General features: G+C 63.5%; 13 protein-coding genes and 1 pseudogene. 5 read left to right on the top strand and 9 right to left on the bottom strand.

The genetic code is table 11. The annotated features are described in order from the left end of the window. Positions 1–26: 26 nt before the first annotated feature. Complete coding sequence (locus tag C8D77_RS19115; RefSeq protein ID WP_109666479.1) at positions 27–911, bottom strand: LysR family transcriptional regulator; 885 nt, start codon at positions 909–911, stop codon at positions 27–29. Between the two features lie 278 nt (positions 912–1,189). Between C8D77_RS19115 and C8D77_RS19110 the strand changes: the two genes are divergently transcribed. Genes C8D77_RS19110 through C8D77_RS19100 form a run of 3 tightly spaced genes read left to right on the top strand, consistent with a single transcriptional unit; the run spans position 1,190 to position 5,790 of the window. Then, positions 1,190–4,120, top strand: a complete 2,931-nt coding sequence (locus C8D77_RS19110) for a molybdopterin oxidoreductase family protein (RefSeq protein ID WP_170136768.1) — start codon at positions 1,190–1,192, stop codon at positions 4,118–4,120. Next, positions 4,117–4,851, top strand: coding sequence for a 4Fe-4S dicluster domain-containing protein (locus tag C8D77_RS19105; RefSeq protein ID WP_056588391.1), 735 nt, complete (start codon positions 4,117–4,119; stop codon positions 4,849–4,851). The genes C8D77_RS19110 and C8D77_RS19105 overlap by 4 nt, the downstream gene beginning before the upstream one ends. 3 nt (positions 4,852–4,854) lie before the next feature. Continuing rightward, positions 4,855–5,790 (top strand): dimethyl sulfoxide reductase anchor subunit family protein, encoded by a 936-nt coding sequence (locus tag C8D77_RS19100; RefSeq protein ID WP_109666477.1) that lies wholly within the window; start codon positions 4,855–4,857, stop codon positions 5,788–5,790. A gap of 6 nt (positions 5,791–5,796) precedes the next feature. Here C8D77_RS19100 and pdeM read toward each other — a convergent pair whose 3' ends face one another. Together pdeM and C8D77_RS19090 are read right to left on the bottom strand one after the other, a co-directional pair. Then, a complete protein-coding gene (gene pdeM / locus C8D77_RS19095) occupies positions 5,797–6,513 on the bottom strand; it encodes a ligase-associated DNA damage response endonuclease PdeM (RefSeq protein WP_109666475.1) in 717 nt (238 codons plus the stop codon). Positions 6,514–6,526: 13 nt separating this feature from the next. Continuing rightward, positions 6,527–9,046, bottom strand: a complete 2,520-nt coding sequence (locus C8D77_RS19090) for a ligase-associated DNA damage response DEXH box helicase (RefSeq protein WP_109666474.1) — start codon at positions 9,044–9,046, stop codon at positions 6,527–6,529. 289 nt (positions 9,047–9,335) lie between these two features. Between C8D77_RS19090 and C8D77_RS19085 the strand changes: the two genes are divergently transcribed. Next, positions 9,336–10,247 (top strand): agmatinase, encoded by a 912-nt coding sequence (locus C8D77_RS19085; RefSeq protein WP_109666472.1) that lies wholly within the window; start codon positions 9,336–9,338, stop codon positions 10,245–10,247. Positions 10,248–10,354: 107 nt separating this feature from the next. Here C8D77_RS19085 and C8D77_RS19080 read toward each other — a convergent pair. The 4 genes and pseudogenes from C8D77_RS19080 to C8D77_RS19065 all read right to left on the bottom strand — a co-directional run bounded on the left by C8D77_RS19080 (position 10,355) and on the right by C8D77_RS19065 (position 14,326). After that, a pseudogene (locus tag C8D77_RS19080) lies at positions 10,355–11,280 on the bottom strand (IS110 family transposase). A gap of 305 nt (positions 11,281–11,585) precedes the next feature. Next, complete coding sequence (locus tag C8D77_RS19075) at positions 11,586–12,446, bottom strand: C40 family peptidase (protein ID WP_109666470.1); 861 nt, start codon at positions 12,444–12,446, stop codon at positions 11,586–11,588. A gap of 92 nt (positions 12,447–12,538) precedes the next feature. After that, complete coding sequence (locus C8D77_RS19070; RefSeq protein WP_109666469.1) at positions 12,539–12,889, bottom strand: MarR family winged helix-turn-helix transcriptional regulator; 351 nt, start codon at positions 12,887–12,889, stop codon at positions 12,539–12,541. A gap of 72 nt (positions 12,890–12,961) precedes the next feature. Further along, positions 12,962–14,326: a leucyl aminopeptidase family protein gene (locus C8D77_RS19065; protein WP_109666467.1), complete on the bottom strand. Its 1,365-nt coding sequence runs from the start codon at positions 14,324–14,326 to the stop codon at positions 12,962–12,964. Between the two features lie 126 nt (positions 14,327–14,452). On the opposite strand from C8D77_RS19065, the gene C8D77_RS19060 reads away from it, so the two are divergent. Beyond that, on the top strand, positions 14,453–15,274 hold the full coding sequence (locus C8D77_RS19060) for a tetratricopeptide repeat protein (protein ID WP_109666466.1): 822 nt from the start codon (positions 14,453–14,455) through the stop codon (positions 15,272–15,274). Positions 15,275–15,364: 90 nt separating this feature from the next. Here C8D77_RS19060 and C8D77_RS19055 read toward each other — a convergent pair whose 3' ends face one another. Further along, positions 15,365–16,384: a type II secretion system F family protein gene (locus tag C8D77_RS19055; protein ID WP_109666464.1), complete on the bottom strand. Its 1,020-nt coding sequence runs from the start codon at positions 16,382–16,384 to the stop codon at positions 15,365–15,367. Positions 16,385–16,393: 9 nt separating this feature from the next. Continuing rightward, positions 16,394–17,407, bottom strand: coding sequence for a type II secretion system F family protein (locus C8D77_RS19050; protein WP_109666462.1), 1,014 nt, complete (start codon positions 17,405–17,407; stop codon positions 16,394–16,396). Position 17,408: the final 1 nt, after the last annotated feature.

Below are 17,408 nucleotides of genomic sequence, written 5' to 3'. Positions count from 1 at the left end.
ATAAGCGCCGAACCGGGTCCGGCGCGCTACGTTTTGCCGGTGAGATGCGCCTTGAGCGCCATCTGGGCCAGGCTTGCCTGGCGATCGCGATGGGTGATCATGGCGAAGTCGCGTTTCGGCAATTCGAGCGGCACGGACCTGAGGCTGCCTTCGGCCACGGCGCGGGCCACGACAAGCTCCGAAATGATGGTAGCGCCGGCTCCCGCCTCGACCGCCTGGCGGATAGCCTCGTTGCTCGGCAGCACCAGGAATATCTGCAAGTCGGCGAGTGAAATTCCTTCGCGGCGGGCCAGGTCCTCCAGCACTTCGCGGGTGCCCGAACCGCCCTCGCGGATGATCCAGCGCAGGTCCTTGATGTCGGAGTGGCCGGGCGCAACTTCGGCGATCTCCGGATGCGAGCTGGCAACCACCAGCATCAGCCTGTCGACGTCAACCTTGGTGCGGCGCAATATGTCGGACTCGGTGCGCCCCTCGACCAGGCCGAGATCCGCCGCGCCATCGAGGACATTGGCCTCCACTTGCCTGGTGTTGCCGATGCTGACGCTCAGCCTGACGGCGGGATAGGCTTCGTGGAAGGAAGCCAGCCGGCGTGGCAGCCAGTAGCTGGCGATGGTCTGGCTGGCGGCGATCGAGAGGCTGCCGGTGACCGTCTGCGAGACATGCTCCAGAACATTGCGGGCGGCGGCGGCCCGTTCGAGCACGGCCTTGGCCTCGGGCAGGAACCGGTGTCCGGTCTGGGCAAGCTCGATGTTGCGGCCGACCCGGTTGAACAGATGCACGCCGTGCTGTTCTTCAAGCGCTCGGATGGCGGCCGATGCGGCCGACTGCGAAATGCCCAGCAGTTCCGCCGCCTTGGTCATGTGGCCGCGCTCGGCGACGGCGACGAAAATCCGCAACTGATCCAGTGTCATGTCTGTATTAAGAACCAATATCGATCGAATTTACAAGAACAACTGATTAGACAGATCGATAGCTTCATTCTAAGTTTTCGAGCGAAGTTAGAAAAAATTCGCCGAGAGATCGCAGAGAGCAGAATGATCAGGCGGTTCAGATCCCTGCTTGCGCATTGGGCCCGCGGCTTAAGGCGGCGGCTGGCCGGCGATCGCTATCACCCGGAAGAGCACTACATGCGCGGTCCCGGACCGAAGACACGGGCCAAATCCGCTGGCCGAACGGGCACCACCGGATCATGATGCAGGGACCGCCGCGCGGCGCGAATTCGGCACCCTCGCAACGCCCGCTTGCCGACACGCGCGCACCGGATGAAGGCGACGGCGTCGACACCTCGCCTGACGTCTCCGACAGCATCGCCAAGACGACCTGCTACATGTGCGCCTGCCGCTGTGGCATCGACGTGCACATCAAGGATGGCAAGGTCCGCTACATCAACGGCAACAAGGACCACCCGGTCAATCGCGGCGTGATCTGCGGCAAGGGCAGCTCCGGCATCATGCAGCATTACAGTCCGGCAAGGCTGAAGAAGCCGCTGCTACGGACCGGTCCGCGCGGCTCGGGCGAGTTCCGCGAGATCGAGTGGGAAGAAGCGTTTTCGATCGCCACCGAACGGCTGTCGAACATCCGCAGGACCAGCCCAAAAAAACTGGCCTTCTTCACCGGCCGCGACCAGTCGCAGTCACTCACCGGCTGGTGGGCAAGCCAGTTCGGAACGCCGAACTTCGCCGCCCATGGCGGTTTCTGTTCGGTCAACATGGCGGCCGGAGGCCTCTACACGATCGGCGGCTCATTCTGGGAGTTCGGTGAGCCCGACTGGGACAACACCCGATACTTCATGCTGTTCGGCGTCGCCGAGGATCACGATTCCAACCCGATCAAGATCGGTCTCGGCAAGCTCAAGGCGCGCGGCGCCAAGGTCGTCTCGATCAATCCGTGCCGCACCGGCTACAACGCCATTGCCGACGACTGGATCGGCATACGGCCCGGCACCGACGGGCTGTTCGTGTTCGCCCTCATCCACGAATTGCTCAGGGCGGGCCGCGTCGATCTTGATTATCTGCTGCGCTACACCAATGCCCATGTCCTCGTCGTGCAGGAGCCGGGTGCCGCCGATGACGGGTTGTTCGTGCGCGATACCGACGGCAATCCGCTGGCCTGGGACCGGGTGGCGAAGACACCGGTCAGCGCCACCGATGCCAATACCAAACCAGCGCTGACCGGCAGCTTTGACGTCGATGGCCGCCGCTGTGTTCCGGTATTCCAGTTGATCGCCGACCGCTACCTCGATGAGAGCTATGCACCGGACGCGGTCGCCGAGCGCTGCGGCATTGCGGCCGACACGATCCGCAGGATCGCCGCCGAACTCGCCCATGTCGCCTTCGAACAGACGATCGAATTGCCGATCGCCTGGACCGACTGGGCCGGGCGCCGCCACGAGACGATCAAGGGGCGGCCTGTCTCGATGCACGCCATGCGCGGCATCTCGGCCCACTCGAACGGTTTTCACACCTGCCGCGCCATCCATTTGCTTCAAGTGCTCTTAGGCACCGTGGATGTCCCCGGCGGTTTCCGTTTCAAGCCGCCCTATCCCCGGTCCGCGCCGCCAGGGCCGAAACCGGCGGGCAAGACCGTCAAGCCGATGACGCCGCTCGACGGCATGCCGCTCGGCTTCGTCTGCGGGCCGGACGATTTGCTGGTCGACGAGGCCGGCACGCCGACCCGTATCGACAAGGCCTATTCCTGGGACGCACCGCTGGCCGCGCATGGCCTGATGCACACCGTCATCCGCAACGCCTGGGCTGGCGATCCTTACAAGATCGACACGCTCATGATGTACATGTCCAACATGGCGTGGAATTCCTCGATGAACACCGTCGAGACCATGGCGATGCTGACCGACCACGACGAGGCCGGCAACTACAAGATCCCCTTCATCATCTATTCCGATGCCTATTATTCCGAGACCGTGCCGTTCGCCGACCTCGTGCTCCCGGATACGACCTATCTCGAGCGGCATGACTGCATCAGCCTGCTCGACCGGCCGATCAGCCATGCCGACGGACCGGGCGACGCCATCCGCCATCCCGTCGTCGAGCCCGACCGCGACGTCAGGCCGTTCCAGTCGGTGCTGATCGAACTCGGCGCCCGGCTTGGCCTGCCCGGTTTCGTCGATGAGGACGGCTCGGCCAGATACCGCGACTATGCCGACTACATCGTCAACCATGAGCGCACGCCCGGCATCGGCCCGCTCGCCGGCTGGCGCGGCAAGGATGGGACCTCAATCGGCAAGGGCGGGGCCAACCCGGACCAATTGCAGCGCTACATCGACAATGGCGGTTTCTGGCACCACGATTTTGCCGACGACCAGCGCTACTACAAGATGGCCAACCGCTCCTATCTCGACTTCGCGGAGCAGATGGGCTTCATCCCCAAGGCGGAGCCGATCGTCTTCCAGCTCTACTCCGAGCCATTGCAGCGTTTCCGTCTGGCCGCGCGTGGGCATGGCCGTGTCTTGCCACCAAAGGGCGATCGCCAGCGCATCGAGACCTATATGGACCCGCTGCCGTTCTGGTACATGCCCTTCGAGGAAGCGGTCGTCGACCTCGAAAAATATCCGCTGCATGCGCTGACGCAGCGGCCCATGCATATGTACCATTCCTGGGGCTCGCAGAATGCGTGGCTCAGGCAAATCACCAGCCAGAACCGGCTGTTCGTGCATCATCGAACCGCCGCCGGTCTCGGCCTTGTCGATGACGACTGGGTGTGGATCGAAAGCATCAACGGCAGAGTGAAGGGGCAGATCAAGCTGATCGACGGGGTGAACGAAAGCACGGTCTGGACCTGGAACGCCATCGGCAAGCGGCGCGGCAGCTGGGGGCTGAAGGACGACGCGGCCGAATCCAACCGTGGCTTCCTGCTCAACCATATCATCGGCGACCAGACCTCGGCCGATGCTCAAGGCAAACGCTATTCGAATTCCGATCCGGTGACCGGCCAGGCGGCATGGTTCGACCTGCGCGTGCGGATCGTCAAATGCGCTGATGAGGAAGCCGGCTTCACCGAGCCGCAGTTCGAACGTTTCCAGCAGCCGCCGCATTTCGAACCCTCGCCCGACAAACTGACCTTCGGCGCCGAGTTCCGGCAGGCAAGAGAGGCGGCCGAATGACCTGTCTGCCAAGTCAAAGCGGCAAGAAGCTCGGCCTCGTCATCGATCTCGACACATGCGTCGGCTGCCAGGCCTGTGTCACCGCATGCAAGGAATGGAACACGGGCGGCCACATGGCGCCGCTGACCGACATCGACCCCTATGGCGGCCATGTCGACGGCGTCTGGTTCAACCGCGTGCATAGCTACGAGCACACCACCGAGATGGGCGGGCGCACGGTGAACTTCCCGCGCTCCTGCCTGCATTGCGAGACGCCGGCTTGCGTTACCGTCTGCCCGACCGGCGCCTCCTACAAGCGGGCCTCGGACGGCATCGTGCTGATCGACGAGGACAAGTGCATCGGCTGCAAATTGTGCAGCTGGGCCTGCCCCTATGGCGCACGCGAATTCGATACCGATGTCGGGGTGATGAAGAAGTGCACGCTGTGCGTCGACCGCATCTACAATGACAATCTGGCCGAAGAAGACCGCGTGCCGGCCTGCGTCGCCGCTTGCCCGACCAGTGCCCGTCATTTCGGCGATCTCGGCGATCCTCAGTCGGCTGTCTCGCAACTGGTGGCGGAGCGTGGCGGCGTCGACCTGATGCCGGAGCTCGGCTATCGCCCGACCAACAAATACCTGCCGCCGCGCGCCCACACCACACGCGCGGCATCGGTGGCAGCACCCGCACTCGAACCGGTGCGGGCCGAAGGTGGCTTTCTCGGCTGGGTCGACCGCATGCTTTCGAACTAGCCCATGCATCCAGCCTTCTCCGTCGTCTTCTTCACCACCGCCACCGGCGCCGGCTACGGTCTGCTGGCGCTGTTGGGCGTGCTCGGAGGCTTCCAGATCATCCCGCCCGATTTCTGGCTGGGCCTCATCGGCATGGGCCTGGCGCTCGGCCTGATCGCGGCCGGGTTGTTGTCCTCAACGGGTCATCTCGGCCGCCCCGAACGCGCCTGGCGGGCGTTCTCGCAGTGGCGCAGTTCCTGGCTGTCGCGCGAAGGCGTTGCCTCGGTCCTCACCTTCATTCCGGCGGGACTGTTCGGCATCGGCTGGGTCTTCTTTGGCAAGACCGATGGCTGGGTCGGCATCGCCGGATTGCTCGCGGCCTGTGGTGCGGCCGTGACCGTCTGTACGACCGGCATGATCTACGCGTCGCTGAAACCGATCGCGCAGTGGCACAGCCGTTTCACTCTGCCCGGCTATCTCGTCTTCTCAGCGATGACCGGCAGCCTTCTGCTGAACGCGCTGCTGCAGGGATTTGCTCTCGGCTCGAAAATTCTTCTGGTGGCTTCCGTATTGTTGACCTTGCTTGGTTGGGGCTGGAAGCTGGCGACCTGGCGCTACAACGACCGGCTGGAAATCCCGACCACCGCCAACACTGCGACGGGTTTGGCCGGCGGCACGGTGCGGTCGCTGGAATGGCCGCACACCGAGGAAAACTATCTGCTCAAGGAAATGGGCTTTCGCATCGCGCGCAAGCACAGCGCGCGACTGCGCCAGATCACGCAGCTCCTGACTTTCGCGCTGCCCGGCCTGCTGCTCGCCGTAACAGTCGCCCTGCCCCGGCCCTTCGCAGCAGCACTGTCACTGCTTGCCGCGATCGTGCAGTTCGCCGGTGTGCTGGTCGAACGCTGGCTGTTCTTCGCCGAAGCCAAGCACACTGTCACGCTCTACTACGGCAGATAGGGCGTTTCAGCCGGGCCTGAGCATCGAGCGCGAGATGGCGAAGATACGGTCCGTGCCGAGCATGTAAGCCATCAAAGTGTCCAGCCGGAACAGCCCTGCATAGGCGCGGTCGAGCACGTTGAGCGAACCGGTATAGGCGCCGAAGGCCGGCATGATCATGCGACCGCCGTCGCCGGCAAAGCAGCGCCGCCGCACCGAGCGGCCACGCTGGACGATGCGAGCGCAAGGATGCAGATGGCCCGCTATTTCACCTTCGACGCGCTGCTTCGATGGCTCATGTCGGAACAGCAGCGAGCCGATGGCCAGTTCGCGCACCGTTTCGCCAGGCAGGTCGGCGGGCGCATCCGGATCGTGATTGCCGGCGACCCAGAACCAGTCGCGTCCTGATATCAGCGCTTCCAGACGCTCGCGGAAACTTGCATGCATACGCTCGGCGCCGCCGCCATCATGAAAACTGTCGCCCAGGGTGATGACGATGGATGGGTGGTAGTCTGATATCACCGCCTGCAGTCTCAGCAAGGTCGCGCCAGTGTCGTAAGGTGGGATCAGCGTGCCGCGCCGTGCCAGCGACGAACCCTTTTCCAGATGCAGGTCGGAAACGGCCAGAAGCCGCAGATCCGGAAAATAGAGCACGCCGCGCGGGTCGCAGACGGCGCGCTCGCCGGCGATGCCGACAAGGTCGGCCTCGGCGATCAGCGATGCGCGCGCCAGCGAAAAATTCATCAGGAAATCGGACTCATCTTTGGCCCATGGCCTCCTCGACCAGATCGGCGGCTTCCATGAGCAAGGACTCATTGGCGCCGCCATTGACCGATTCCTTGCCTATCTCCAGCATGATCGGCACCGCCAGCGGCGATATCTGCTCAAGATGCTTATGCATGATTCGACCACGCACACGCGAGAGCATCTCGGCAAGTCTGCTGACATCGAGCAGTCCGGCCGCCGCATCGGTGCGTGTTGCCTGCAGCAGGATATGATCCGGTTCGTGGCTACGCAGCACGTCATAGATGAGGTCGGCCGACACCGTCACCTGGCGGCCGCTCTTCTCCTGACCCGGATAACGTTTCTCGATCAGCCCGGCGATGACCGCACAGGTGCGAAACGTCCGTTTCAGCATCCAGCTGTCGTTCAGCCAGGCCTCGAGATCGTCGCCCAGCATATCTTCGTCGAACAAGGCGGCCAATGACGGCTTCTTCGCCTTGAACAGGGCGGCCACGTCGTCGAGAGCCCACACAGCCAACGAATAATCGGTGGCGACGAAGCCGAGCGGCCGGGCGTTCGCCCGCTCCAACCGCCGCGTCAACAGCATGCCGAGCGTCTGGTGCGCCAGCCTGCCCTCGAAGGGATAGGCGACCATGTAGTGGCGGTTGCCGCGTGGAAAGGTCTCGACCAGAAGGTCGCCGCGCTTCGGCAGCACCGACCTTTCTTTCTGCAGCCGCAGCCAGTCGGCGACCTGTTCGGGCAGAGCCTGCCAGCGGTCGCTGTCGGCCAGCATGCCGCGCACCTGATCGGCCAGATAGGTCGACAAAGGAAACTTGCCGCCGGCATAGGACGGCACGATGATGTTGGCGCCGGCGCCGTTGGAGACGACACATTCGTTCTCGCGGATGCCCTCGAAGCGCAGCACCTTGCCGGCGAACAGGAAGTTGTCGCCGGGTCGCAGCGTCTCGGCGAAATACTCCTCGATCTTGCCCAGCACCGGCCCGCCGCGACCAGCCATGCCACGGCCCTGCCTGACATAGCGGACGTTGAGCTCCGGCATTTCGACGATGGTGCCGACATTCAGCCGGTATTGCTGCGCGATGCGCGGATGCGAGACCCGCCACAGCCCGTCGACCGTCTTTCGAATGCGGGCATAGCGCTCGTAATTCTTCAGCGCGTAGCCGCCGGTGGCGACGAAATCGACGACGCGGTCGAAGGTCTCACGCGCCAGCCCGGCGTAGGGCGCGGCACCGCGCACCTCTTCGAACAGCAGATCTGCATCGAAGGGCGCACCGCAGGCGACGCCCAGCACATGCTGCGACAGCACGTCGAGCGCGCCGGTGATCAGCGGCGGCGTGTCCTGTGCGCCGAGATAATTGGCGTCGAGGGCGGCCCGGCATTCCAGCACCTCGAAGCGATTGGCCGGAATGAGGATCGCCTTGGACGGCTCGTCCATGCGGTGGTTGGCGCGGCCGATGCGCTGCGCCAGCCGGCTCGCGCCCTTCGGCGCACCAACATGCACGACCAGGTCGACATCGCCCCAGTCGATGCCGAGGTCGAGCGTCGAGGTGGCGACGATGGCGCGCAGCGCATTCTCGCCCATCGCCTTTTCCACGCGTCGACGCTGACCGACATCGAGCGAGCCGTGATGCAAGGCAATCGGTAGCGAGTCCTCATTTGCCCGCCACAATTCCTGGAACAGGAGCTCCGCTTGGCTGCGTGTATTGACGAACAGGATCGTCGTGCGGTGCCGCTTGATCGCCTCATAGATTTCGGGGATGGCGTAGCGGGCCGAATGGCCGGACCACGGCACATGCTGTTCCGAGTCGAGGATGGAGATGTTGGGCTTGGCCCCGCCCGCAACAGTGATCAGGCCGGCCATGGCACCCGGCGGATTCTGCCCGACCAGCCAGCGCCGCAAATCGTCGGGCTCGGCAACGGTGGCCGACAAGCCTATCGTCTGCAGGCTAGGCACATAGCTGCGCAACCGCGCCAGACCGAGCGCCAGCAAATGCCCGCGCTTCGACGTCACCAGCGAGTGCAACTCGTCGAGCACGACATAGCGCAGATCCTCGAAGAAACGCCTGGCATCGGGCGCCGCGATCAGCAGCGCCAGCTGCTCGGGCGTGGTCAACAGGATGTCGGGCGGCACCAGCTTCTGGCGCTGGCGCTTGTGGGCGGGGGTGTCGCCGGTGCGCGTCTCGATGGTGACCGGCAGGCCGATCTCCTCCACCGGCTTGCCGAGATTGCGCTCGATATCGACAGCAAGCGCCTTCAGCGGCGAGATGTAGAGCGTGTGGATGCCGCGATGCGCCTGGCCTGGCTTTCGCCTTGGCCGGTTGGCCAGTTCGGTCAGCGACGGCATAAATCCGGCCAGCGTCTTGCCAGCGCCGGTCGGGGCAATCAGCAGGACCGACAGTCCGGCCTGGGCTTTCGCCAGAAGTTCAATCTGATGGGCGCGCGGCGACCAGCCCTTTTCGCCAAACCATCTGATGAATGGTTCGGGCAGGGCCACGGTGGCATTCTGTTCGGCAAGGCGCAGCTGTTCTGTCACCCGCCAGAGGTAGCGCGACGGCGGGCAATCGCCAAGAAGAATCGGAACAAAAGGTGATCGAGGCCTTTGTTCCGTCGTACCGGTACCTACTTGGGGCGACAGGCATTCGCGTGTTCGCTCCACCGGCTTCGCCAAGCTAACACATCCGGAATCGACGAAAGATTCTGATTTTCTTACGTCAATGGGCGCACTTCGTATTGGTCTTGCGACCTTACCGGCCTAGCATAGGATTTTGCTGCCTGCCGCAAACGACCCCCGTCTTGCGCCCTCAACAACCGAAACTTTAGAAATGACCGCCTCGCCTCGCTTTCTCGGCTTTCCGGACCGCCTCGCCGATGGGCACGTGCCTCGTGCGGTGATCTTCGGAGCCGGTCACGGCAGCACCTATCCCGGCAAGGACAGCAGCGGCCATGCCTTGGCCGCCGACGCCATCCGCGCTGCGAGCCAGGATGATGCCGCGCTCATCGAGCACTGGGATTTCGATCTCGGCGGCCCGTTGTTCGACGGCAAGCCGGTCTCTTGCATCGACGCCGGCGATGTCCCAACCACGATGCATGATAATGCCGGCAACCGGGCTCGGATCGAGGCGAAGATGCGCGAAATCCTGGCGCTGCCGTCTGTGCCGATCCTGATCGGCGGCGACTGTTCCATGACCATTCCCTTCCTCACCGGTTTTACGGATCACGGGCCGGTCTGGGTCCTGCAGATCGACGCCCATATCGACTGGCGCGACGAGGTGTATGGCGAACGCCACGGCTATTCGAGCCCGATGCGCCGGGCGAGCGAGATGCCGCATGTCGCCGGCATGGTGCAGGTCGGCCTGCGCAGCGTCGGCAGCGCGGGCATCACCGACATCGAAGCGGCACGGCGCTATGGCAGCCGCTTCGTGACCGCCCGCGAGGTCCACGCCCAGGGCGTCGAAGCCGCACTCCGGCATATTCCGGAAGGCGCGCGGGTCGTAGTCACCCTTGACTGCGACAGCCTCGATCCAAGCATCATGCCGGGCGTAGCGGCGCGTACACCCGGCGGCCTCACCTGCACGCAGGTGATCGACCTGGTCGCGGGCCTCGGCAGGCGGGCCAGGATTGCGGGGGTCGACCTGGTCGAGTTCTATCCCCCCGCCGACATTGACGGCCTGTCGGCCCTGACCGCCGCGCGCCTTCTCGTCAATGTGGTGGGCACCATCGTCCGGCAGGTTTGAAACCCGGCTTCCTCCCGTAGTCGCCAAACCCGTCGACCGGACATTGGACGGTACGGCCTTCAAAGGTAAGCGTTTGGCTCGGTCCTGATCTAAAGTATCCGTTTTGATCAAGGTGTTTTAGGGGCCCATTTTCGCTGTGCCTTGATGAGCGCGTTTGCGAGGATGATGAGCTTACGCATCAAGGCGGTGATGGCGACCTTTTTGCCGCCTTTAGCGCCTGGTATTTTGCCTTGAGATCCGGGTTGAAGCGCATGGCGACGAGGGCCGGCATGTAGAGAGCTTGGCGAACATTGGCCCGGCCGCCGCGAATGAAGGCTCGGCCGGTCCATGTGCCCGATTGACGAGCGACCGGAGCGAGGCCGGCAAGGCTTGCGGCCTCTGACGGCTGGAGGGCTCCGAGTTCGGGCATATCGATGATGAGCGCGCATGCGGTCGCGTGCGAAACGCTGGGTATGCTGGTCAGGATGTCGAGGCGCTGGGCAAGGTCGGGATCGGTTTTGATGAGCGCAAGGATCGTCTGATCGAGATCGCCGAGGTGACGTTGGATCTGCTTCAACCGCTCGCCGTTCTGGCGCTTGAGCAAGGCAAGGGTCAGGGTCTTGGCTCTGTTCCTGGCTGCGGTGCGATCCTTGATCAGAGCCGCACGGGCCATGTGTAGATCCTTGAGTTCATTGAGCAGTGCGCCGCGAAGCGGCCGCGCCGTCAAAGCCAGCACTGCCCCCATACGCGCCAGCATCGCAGCATCGCATCGGTCGGTCTTGGCCAGCTTGCCGGTCGCCTCCGCGAAGCGGCGCGCCTGGCGCGGATTGACCTTGACCAGGGCCAGTCCGGCCTCGGCAAGCCTGCACTCAAACCCGCGATGGTAAGCCCCGGTGGGCTCGTAGACGATCCGGGTGACTTCGGAGCCGATCCAGCGCATCAGCGCCTTGTGACCCTTGGCGTTGTTGTCGAAGTGGCGGCTCTCGCCATCGGGGAAGCGATAGGCATCCAGCGCCTCTTTCGAGACGTCAACGCCAATGGTAATCTCGGTCATCTTTTGCCGTGCCTCTGCTTGTCATGCGCAGCTTAAATTGCGCGTATCCGTTCAGGCCTTCGGAAAAAGACGAGGGTGATCAAACTTTAGCTCGGCCCCTCAAACGGCCAGCGCGTCGACGATCCATCCCTCGCCGCTGACGAGAGAGCTGCTACTCTCTCCCAGCGGTTCATTCTCGCCTCTCCGCCAAATAATGTCATAAGACAAGCGCGTCGCGTCGAAACGGATTCATGCGCCGCGCTTTAGGTCTTTGTTTTCATGCATGTCGTTGTCTCAAAACCGGGACCACTTTTGAGCGACATGCATTAGGGTCGCCGAAATCCGGTCGGGCCGCCATAGAGATAACCGATGCGGGCAACCGCATCCTTCAGCCCTTCGCGTGACACCAGCATGGTGTGGCCATTGGCATGGATCATGGTGTCGGCGTCGGTCATGACGGCGACATGGCCTTTCCAGAACACCAGATCGCCGCGCCGCAAGCCGGCGTAGTCCGGACCCGGATCCAGCGGCTCGCCGAGCGTCGCCGCTTGCATGTCGGAATCGCGCAGCACGTTGCTGCCAGCCATGCGCATCGCCAGTTGCACCAGGCCCGAACAGTCGATGCCGAAGCCGGAAGTACCACCCCAGAGATAAGGTGTTCCAAGAAACGTCTCGGCAACCGCGACATAGTCAGCGGCAGCTTTGCCGATTGACCGCAGGTGACCTGCGATCAACGCCTCGCCAGAGGACAGGACGGCATAGTGCGTGCCGCGCGTTTCGGCAGCATCCGTCACCGTCACCGTCGATCCCATCGACAATTGTCCTGCGATCGGAAAGCGCAGATCCGGCCCGGGGTAGAGGAAGGTGCGCGGCACGCAGACGATGTGGGTGGGCGCAAGGTCCCGCCCGCCCAGCATCGTGTCGGCGACATAGCCGACATAGCCGTCGCGTTCGGCCTGGACCCACGCCCAGCCTTCAGCGACCTCGAAGACGAGGACATCATCGCCGAACAGAAGTTGCGTGTTGACCCCGGCATCCGGCCGCGGCGCCTTGCGCATATCGGCCACGGACGCGGTGATCCGCGCCGGCCGGCCGGCGACGAAGCGCTCGGCGGCGACCTCGCCCTTCAGCCGTGCATCGGCAAGGTCGGAACGGAAAGCGTGAAGACGGGCATCCCTGGCAGTCAAATCGGGTATCTCTTCTATTTTGTTTGAGCGTGATCTTTATCCGAAAACCGGTTTCCACGTTTCGGGATCATGCTCCCTAGATGGCAAGTCGCTCAAATCGGCAGTTCGTGGGCCTTGGCAATGATACCATCGCCGAAGCGCTCGACAAAGAGCGCGCCCTCGACCGTGCGCCTGATCAGCACATTGCGCTTGTCGAGCTCGTCGCGATGGCGCGACACCAGTTTCAACGCGCCCATCGTGTCGAGCGCGCGGGTGATCACCGGCTTGGTGACATTGAGGCGGGCGGCGAGCCCGCGCACCGTGTGCGGCGGCGGATCGAGATAGATGGTGAACAGGATCGCCGTCTGGCGCATGGTCAGATCGGGCTCGTCGTCGCGCACCTGCGACAGCATCACTTGCTGCCACAGTCGCAAGGCCTGGCTCGGGCGCATCCCAATCGACATCACGCCAGCATGACGGCAAATTGTTTCGGTTCCGTTTCAGTTTCCGCAATTTGCCGGCTCTGCTTACAGCTATCACCCGTAGCGTTTCGAGATGATCCGCTCCAGCGCGCGGATGCCTTGTGCCTCGCCGCCGGCGGGGCCATGCGGGCGGTCGGCCGGGTTCCAGGCGAAGATGTCGAAATGCGCCCATCCCGCGGTCTTTTCGACAAAGCGTTTCAGGAACAGCGCCGCCGTGATCGAGCCGGCAAAACCGTCCGTGGTGACGTTGTTGATGTCGGCGATCTTCGATGACAGTTTTGCATCGTAAGGCCGCCACAACGGCATGCGCCACAACGGATCCTCAGCCACGACGGAAGCCGCCGCCAGCTCGGCTGCCAGCGCTTCGTCACCGGTGTAGAAGGGTGGCAGGTCGGGGCCGAGCGCGACACGCGCAGCCCCGGTCAGTGTCGCCATGTCGACCAGAAGCTGCGGTTCCTCCTCGTCGGCCAGCGCCAGCGCGTCGCCCAGAACCAGCCGCCCCTCGGCATCCGTGTTGCCGATTTCGACAGTGATACCCTTGCGGCTCGTCAGCACGTCGCCGGGCCGGAAGGCGTTGCCGGCAATCGAATTCTCGACCGCGGGAATGAGCACGCGCAGCCGCAAATTCAGACCGGCAGCCATGATCATCGAGGCGAGGCCAAGCACATTGGCAGCACCGCCCATGTCCTTCTTCATCAACAGCATGCCGGACGATGGCTTGATGTCGAGACCGCCAGTATCGAAACAGACACCCTTGCCGACCAGCGTCACCTTCGGCGCGCCTTGCTGCCCCCATCTCATGTCAATCAGGCGCGGCGCGCCGGCCGACGCTCGGCCGACCGCATGGATCATCGGGAAATTCTGATCGAGGAGATCGTCGCCGGTCACCACCGAGACTTCGGCCTTGTGCCTGACGGCCAGGGTCCGCACCGCCTGCTCCAGGTCTTCCGGGCCCATATCGCTGGTCGGTGTGTTGACCAGATCGCGTGTCAGGAAGACGCCATCGGCAATGCGGCGAACGCGCCCGGCATCGACGGCTGCCGGCAGTTCGAAGCGCAGCGCCTTGCCTGACTTCTTGCCGTAACGGGTGAAGACATAGCCGCCGAGCACCAGCGCGGTGGCCGCGAGCTCGGGCTCGACCGGCGCCGAGGCGAAATGCCAGTCGCCTTCCGGCAAGGCTTTCGACAGCGCGCCGAGGGCGAGCGCGCCTTCGCCATCGCCGATACCGAACAACGCGCCGCCGAGCGCTCCGTTTTCGCCGGGCACGACCAGCGTCCTGCCTGGCTCGCCGGAAAAGCCGTTGGCTCTGGCCCAGGCGACGGCGGCTGGCGCAACACCCGTCGCCTCAAGGCGATCCCTGGCGACCAGATGGACCGGCAGTGAGCCCGGCAGTTTCTTCTCGACGAGTTCGACAGGCATTCGATGTTCTCCATGCGGCGACCTTCGAGTCGCCGTTCTTAACCATCCGTTAGGGTTAACAGAATATTTCTGCAGGAGGGAAGACGGCCACGCAATGGCCGCGCATGAATGGAGGCTTAGGTAGCCATGCCAACCAACCGCACGATCAACGCCAGGGGAAAACGGCTCATCACCACTGCCCTTGCGCTGGTGCTCGCAGCGGGCGTCGCCGGTTGCGGGACCGACAAGCTTTCCACCGGCTCGATCGGGCGCACCAGCGGCAAACCGCTGGAAACCATGTCGGCGGGAGAACTGCACACTGCGACGACGTCACTTGGCCAATCCTACGCCAAGAACCCCAACGACAAGCGGATAGCGACAAATTATGCCGCGGCACTACAGATGGATGGTGACGCCGACCAGTCGCTCGCCGTGATGCGCAAGCTGGCGATCGCTCTGCCGAAGGATCGTGATGTGCTTGCCTCCTATGGCAAGGCGCTGGCGGCCAATGGCCAGTTCGAGGCGGCGCTCGACGCCGTGCGCCGCGCCCAGACGCCGGAATATCCCGACTGGAGGCTGGTGTCGGCCGAAGCGGCCATTCTCGACCAGACCGGCCAGAAGGACAATGCGCGCCAGCTTTATCGCAAGGCGCTCGAGCTCAAGCCGAACGAGCCTTCGGTGCTCTCCAATCTTGGCATGTCCTATGTGCTGGAAGGTGACCTGCGCACCGCCGAAACCTATATGCGCTCGGCTGCGCAGCAGCCGAATGCGGACAGCCGGGTCCGCCAGAACCTGGCACTGGTCGTCGGCCTGCAAGGCCGTTTCGACGAAGCCGAGAAGATCGCCTCGCAGGAACTCTCGCCTGACCAGGCGCAGGCAAACATCGCCTATCTCAGGCAGATGCTGGCCCAGCAGAATGCCTGGAGCCAGCTCAAGGACCAAGACAAGTCAAAACCGGCAACCAACTGAGACGACGATCCTTGTAGTGACCATCAATGAAGAAGCCGCGCTGCATGCAGCGCGGCTTCTTCGCATGTCGTGCAGGGATTTGCCTTGCCGTTACTGGGCTGCTGCCGGTGCCGGATGATCTCCGAAGATACCGCGCTGGCTGACCTGAATGCCGGCAGGGCCCAGAATGATGGCGAAAAGCACCGGCAGGAAAAACAGGATCATCGGCACGGTGAGCTTTGGCGGCAAGGCGGCAGCCTTCTTTTCGGCCGCATTCATGCGCATGTCGCGGCTTTCGGCTGCAAGTACGCGCAGTGCATGCGCCACCGGCGTGCCGTAACGCTCGGCCTGGACGAGTGCCTGCGACACCGATTTGACCGAATCCAGGCCGGTGCGGCTTGCCAGGTTCTCGTAGGCCTGCTTGCGCTCCTGCAGATAGGAAAGCTCGGCGTTGGTGAGGATGAATTCTTCCGCCAGTGCCACCGATTGCGCGCCGATCTCGTCGGCGACCTTGCGGAGTGCTGCTTCCACCGACATGCCCGACTCGACGCAGATCAGCAGCAGATCGAGCGCATCCGGCCATGCCATCTGGATCGACTGCTTGCGCTTGGTGGCGCGGTTGTTGACGTAGACGACCGGTGCGTAGAAGCCGCCATACGCAACGAGGATGCAGACGAACAGCCTGATGACCAATGGCTTGTCGGGCAATCCTCCGAGGACGAAGATGTAGATTGTGGCCAGCGCGAAGCCGACGAAGGGAAGCACGAGACGGAAGAAAAGAAACCGCGTCAGCGGATTCTGCCCACGAAACCCGGCCACTTTGAGTTTCTGCAGCGTGCCCTCATCGGCGAGCGCGCGCCTAAGATCCAGCCGGTCGACGATGTTGCGCATGCCAACCGACTGTTCCTCGCGCAGGCCCTTGCGACGGCGATCCGCCTCGACGGCAAGCCGCGCGCGCTGCTTGGCACGGAGTTCGTCGCGTTCCAGGGCGACTGTTTTCATGCGCGACTTGAGCTGGTCTCCGCCAAACGCCGGCAGCAAGGTGAAGACGGTCGCAAACACCGCAATGGCGACCAGCAGCGCGATCAGGAAGGTCGGATCCGTCAGGGTTTTGATGACTTGCTCGGTCATGCCGCGATCCTAGACTTCGAAGTTCATCATTTTGCGCATCACAAAGATGCCGATCGACATCCAGACTGCCGCGCACCCAAGGATCAGGTGTCCAACGCTGGTGACGAACAGCGGCATCAGGTAGGCCGGGCTCGACAGGTAGACGAGAAAGGCGACGATGAAGGGCAGCGCACCGATGATGGCGGCGGACGCCTTCGCTTCCATCGACAGCGCCGCGACCTTGGCTTTCATCTTCTTGCGATCGCGGAGCACACGCGAAAGATTGCCCAGCGCCTCGGAGAGATTGCCGCCGGCCTGCGACTGGATCTGGATGACGATGCCGAAGAAGCTTGCCTCCGTGCAAGGCATGGTTTCGGGCATGCGCAAGGTCGCATCGGGGATCGACAAGCCCATCTGCTGCGAATCGACGATACGACGAAATTCAGTCTTCACCGGTTCGGGCGATTCGTTGGCGATCAGGCGCACGGCGTCGTTCAGCGGCAGGCCGGATTTTACGGCGCGCACGATGATGTCGAGCGCGTTTGGAAATTCGTTGAGGAATGCCTTGACGCGGCGGGCGCGACGAAACGAGACGAACCAGCGCGGCAGGCCGAGCGCGCCGGCCAGCAGCACGCCCGGCAAGACGATCAACGGCGCTCCGGCCACGAAGGCAGCCATCGTCAAAGCGAGGCCGCATATGGCGGAGTATATATAGAAGCGCTCGACTGTGGTCTTCAGGCCGGCCTGACGGAGTTGGGCTTTCAGCGGCGGTTTCTTGACCACGCTGTCCTTGGTTTTCTGCTTTGCGTCGAGATCGTTGAGCGAATCCTGAACCGATTTGCGCCGCTTGACGGCTTCCGCTGCGCGGTCGCGCGAGGCCTTGACAACGGAACGATCCGTCTCGGCGGTCTTGATCGTTTCGAGCCGCTTGCCGACCTGTTTCTCGTTGCTGATCCGAGTGAACAGGAATGCATAGGCGACCGCGCCGGCGCTGAAGCCGGCGAGCACGACAAACGCCAGTACTGTGCCGTCAATTCCAAACATT

Origin of the sequence: Mesorhizobium loti (assembly GCF_003148495.1) — a bacterium.
Classification (GTDB): Bacteria; Pseudomonadota; Alphaproteobacteria; order Rhizobiales; family Rhizobiaceae; genus Mesorhizobium; species Mesorhizobium loti.
Note: the sequence above shows the minus strand (reverse complement) of the source record. Positions and strands in the feature narration are given on the sequence as shown.